This is a genomic window from Inquilinus sp. (assembly GCF_039594555.1).
In the GTDB taxonomy this organism is placed as follows: Bacteria; Pseudomonadota; Alphaproteobacteria; order DSM-16000; family Inquilinaceae; genus Inquilinus.
In genome coordinates, this window is record NZ_JBCNNF010000506.1 from 1 (window position 1) to 4,420 (window position 4,420).

Consider the following 4,420-nt stretch of genomic DNA (forward strand, 5'->3'; position numbering starts at 1 on the left):
TCGATGCGCGCGACCTGCTCGGCTTCGTCGACGGCACGGCCAATCCGGCCGGCCTCGACCTGCCCGCCTCGGCGCTGGTCGGGGACGAGGACGCCGATTTCGCCGGCGGCAGCTATGTCGTCGTCCAGAAGTACCTGCACGATCTCGGCGCCTGGGGCCGGCTGCCGACGCCGGACCAGGAACGGATCATCGGCCGCACCAAGATCGACAACATCGAGATCGATGACGACGACGCGCCCCGCAAATCGCACAAGTCGCTGGCCACCATCGCCGATGCCGACGGCACCGAACACGACATCCTGCGCGACAACATGCCCTTCGGCCGCCCGGGGCAGCGCGAATTCGGCACCTATTTCATCGGCTATTCCCGATACCTCTGGGTGATCGAGAAGATGCTGCAGCGGATGTATGTCGGCGACCCGCCGGGTGCCTATGACCGGCTGCTGGATTTCTCGACCCCGCACACCGGCACGACCTTCTTCGCCCCGGATCGCCCGACGCTGCAGGCGCTGGTCGAGGCGGCGCAGGAAAGGATTGCGGCCGCCCCGCCGGCCGAGGCGCCGCGTTAGACCGTAGGTTGGGTTCGCGGGTCGCGAACCCAACCTACGGCCCTACCGTCCCAGCACCAGCGGCTGCATCGCCGCGACCGGGCCGTCGGCCGTGGCGGCGAGGGCGCTGAACCGTTCCGCGACCGGGGCCAGCGGGCCCAGCCCGGCCTGCTCCAGCAGCGCCGCGCCGCCGAGCGGGCTGCCGGAGACCAGCCGGCGCAGCGTGTCGAGGGCGGAGCGCGGGCGCGGCAGGCGCACCACCGCTACCTTGGCGTCGGGGCCCAGGCCGATCGCCTGGCGGGCGATGACCATCGCCGCGTCCAGGCCGCCCAGCCGGTCCACCAGCCCGTTCTTCACCGCCTCGCTGCCCAGCCAGACCCGGCCCTGGGCGACGGCGTCGACCGCCTTCGGGTCCATGCCGCGGCCCTTGGCCACCAGCTGCAGGAAGGCGTCGTAGCCGGCGTCGATGCCGGCCTCGAAGCGGGCCTTGCCGTTGGCGTCCAGCGGTTCGTTCAGGGTCCAGATGCCGGCGTTGCGGCCGCGCTGCACATTGCCCCAGTTGACGCCGACCTTCTTCCACAGCGCCTGCAGCACCGGCTTGCCGGCGAAGATGCCGATCGACCCGGTCAGGGTCGACGGCTCGGCCACGATCGCCTTGGCCTGGGCGGAGATCCAGTAGCCGCCGGAGGCCGCGGCCTCGCCCATCGACACCACGACCGGTTTGCCGGCGTCGCGCGCCCGGCCGACCGACCGGCCGATCAGGGCTGAGGCGACGACCGATCCGCCGGGGCTGTCGACGCGCAGCACGATCGCCTTGATCTTCTCGTTCTCGACCGCGTCGTCGATGGTCTGGGCCAGCTCGCGGCCGACGATCTCGCGCTCCAGCCGGCTGTCCGACGGCTCGTCGACGATCGGGCCGGTGGCGTAGATCACCGCCACCTGCGGCTGGTCGGCCTTCACCTCCGGCTCGGTCGCCTCCAGATAGTCGTCGGCCTTGACCTCGGCCAGCTTGCGGCCGACGCGGGCGTCGACCAGGTCGTCGACCTGGTCCCAATAGGCCAGCTTGTCGACCAGCTTGGCGTCGATCGCCTCCTTGGCCGTGTAGGGGCCGCCGTCGATCAGCTTCTTGACCTGGTCTGGCGGCAAAGCGCGGCCCTGGGCGATACCGGCCACCAGCTGGTCGTACAGCCCCTGCGCCATATCCTCGTTCATCGCCCGGCTGGCCGGGGTGAAATCGCGCTCGGTGAAGGTCTCGGGCGCCGATTTGTACTGGCCGCGCTTGCTGACCTCGGATTGGATGCCGACCGTGTCCAGCAGGTCGCGCACGAACGGCACCTCGACCGAGATGCCGGTCAGGCCGACGCCGCCTTGCGGCATCATCAGGCTCTGGTCGAAGCCGGCGGCCAGGAACACCGCGACATTGCCCGGCCCGCCGCTGCCCAGATCCTCGGCATGGGCCACGGTCAGCTTGCCGGCGCGGCGCGCGCGGTCGACGGCGTCGCGCAGCTCCTGCGCCGAGGCCAGCGGCACCGCGTCGGGCGACAGGCGGGCGACGATGGCGCCGACGCGCGGATCGGCGGCGGCGCGGTCGATCGCGTCGATGACCTGGTGCAGCGTCAGCGGCGTACGGCTCAGGCTGAAGCCGCCGGGCACTTGGTCCGGCGCGCCCTTCCGCAGGTCCAGCACCAGGGCCAGGTCGCCCTTGGGCAGCGGGTGCGTCCGCGTCATCGCGTACCAGGTCAGGCCGCCGCCGGCCAGGATCAGCAGCAGGAACAGCACGCCGAAGATGATGAGGATGGCGCGGATGAAGCGGCCCATGATGCGTCCGGCTCCGGGGAGGTCAGCGGTTCATCGCGTGATAGTCGCGGTTCGGCATCATGTCGACGCCCGACGCGACGCGGTTCGACATGTTGAAGAAGCCGACGACGTCGCAGATGTCGAAGATGTCCTCGTCGGAGAAGCCGTGCCCGCGCAGCGCCGCGCGCTCAGCGTCGCCGATCATGTGCGGCTCGGTGGTCAGCCGCCAGGCGAAGTCCAGCATGGCGCGCTGGCGCGGGGGCAGCCGGGCGACGCGGTGGTTGAAGGCCAGCATCTCGCCCAGCTCCGGGTCCTCCGCCAGCCGGCGCACCGCCTGGCCGTGCGCCACCAGGCAGTAGTAGCAGCGGTTGGCGGAGGAGACGGTGACGGCGATCATCTCCCGCTCCAGCTTCGACAGGCCGCTGTCGCCCAGCATCAGCTCGTTGTAGGTGGCGATGAAGTTGCGCAGCTTCTTCGGCCGCAGGCTGTAGGCGCGGATCACGTTCGGCACCAGCCCGAGCTTCTCCAGGCACTTGGCGTAATAGGCCTTGAGGTCATCGTCGAGCGCGGCCTCGTCCGGGATCGGGAAGGCCATGACGTGGTCGGGCTGCGGCACGATGGGAATCCTCTCTGGTCGCCGGCCCAGCCTAGCAGGCGGCCGCGCCGCCGTCGAACCCGCGCGGCGGCGGGCCGGCGGCCCATAGTCGGGTACTTTCGGGTGAAATCGAAACCAGATTCGGAGTAGTCTCGTCGAAGATTTGAATGCCGCTTGATCCGAGATTTGAGCATCGAACCGTCACGGTTCCGGGCAAGAATGCCCTGTCCATCCGGGAGGCAGGTCCATGGCGATCATCAATGGCGACGACCTCGACAACGTCCTGACCGGTACGGCGGGCGCGGATGTCATCCACGGCCTGGGCGGCAACGACCAGCTCTTCGGTCAGGATGGCGACGACCAGCTGTTCGGCGACGACGGCAATGACCAGCTCTATGCCGGGGCTGGCCGGGACGTGCTGTCCGGCGGGGCCGGCGACGACACGATCGGCATCGCCGTGGGCGGGGCCGGTGACGGCGACCTCATCGATGGCGGCACCGGCATCGATCACCTGTACCTGCAGTTCGACGACAGCTTCACCGCGCCGATCACGCTGTCGATCGCCGACCCGGCCGTCGCGCAGGTGCTGCCGGACGGGACCCGCATCGTCGGCATCGAGAGCATCCAGTTCCTGGGCGGGGCGGGCGCCGATACGCTCACCGGCGGCGACCTCGCCGACACCCTCGGCGGCGGTGCCGGAAACGACACCATCCAGGGTGGCGGTGGGAACGACTCCCTCAACGGCGACGCGGGCAATGACGTCGTCGACGGCGGGGCCGGCAACGATCAGCTCTATGGCTATAGCGGCAACGACCAGCTTTTCGGCGGCGCGGGCGACGACATCCTTCACGGCCAGGCCGGCAGCGACGTGCTTCATGGCGGTGACGGCAACGACGTCCTCTATGGCAGCGACGATCCCGCCGAGACCGGCTCCGACGTCCTCTACGGCGATGCGGGCGACGACGTCTTCCACGCCGGGGCCAATCCCGCCGAGATGCATGGTGGTGGCGGCGATGACACCTATTGGATCGACCGGTTCGGGAACACCGTCGTCGAGGCGCCGGGCGAAGGCACCGACACCGTCTATGCAGGCGTGACCTTCCGTCTGCCCGACAATGTCGAGAACCTGGTCATGTCGGGCACCCTCTATCCCGGGGCGCACGGCATCGGCAACGCGCTCGACAATGTCATCACCGCCGACGACAACGGCAACTCCCTGTACGGCGCCGGCGGAGACGACACCCTCCACGGCGGCCCGGGCGACGATTATCTCGACGGCGGGGTCGGCGCCGACACGATGGACGGCGGCGCCGGCAATGACACCTATGTGGTCGGCAGCCCCGGCGATGTCGTGACCGAACTGCCGGGCCAGGGCACCGACACGGTGCGCGCCGCGATCAGCTATCATCTCGGCGACAATGTCGAGGATCTGGTCCTGATCGGCAGCCGCGCGGCCGATGGCACCGGCAACGCGCTCGAC

4 protein-coding genes are annotated in these 4,420 nt (G+C 69.8%); 2 read left to right on the plus strand and 2 right to left on the minus strand.

Annotation, left to right across the window (positions count from 1 at the left end; translation table 11 throughout):
• Positions 1-569 (plus strand): Dyp-type peroxidase (locus ABDW35_RS32830; RefSeq protein WP_343718055.1); only part of this gene is annotated, 569 nt, incomplete at its 5' end.
• 42 nt (positions 570-611) lie between these two features.
• Here ABDW35_RS32830 and sppA read toward each other — a convergent pair.
• Complete coding sequence (gene sppA / locus ABDW35_RS32835) at positions 612-2,366, minus strand: signal peptide peptidase SppA (RefSeq protein WP_343718056.1); 1,755 nt, start codon at positions 2,364-2,366, stop codon at positions 612-614.
• A gap of 22 nt (positions 2,367-2,388) precedes the next feature.
• Positions 2,389-2,961 (minus strand): peroxidase-related enzyme, encoded by a 573-nt coding sequence (locus ABDW35_RS32840; RefSeq protein ID WP_343718057.1) that lies wholly within the window; start codon positions 2,959-2,961, stop codon positions 2,389-2,391.
• A 226-nt stretch (positions 2,962-3,187) separates the two neighbouring features.
• On the opposite strand from ABDW35_RS32840, the gene ABDW35_RS32845 reads away from it, so the two are divergent.
• Positions 3,188-4,420 (plus strand): calcium-binding protein (locus ABDW35_RS32845; RefSeq protein ID WP_343718058.1); only part of this gene is annotated, 1,233 nt, incomplete at its 3' end.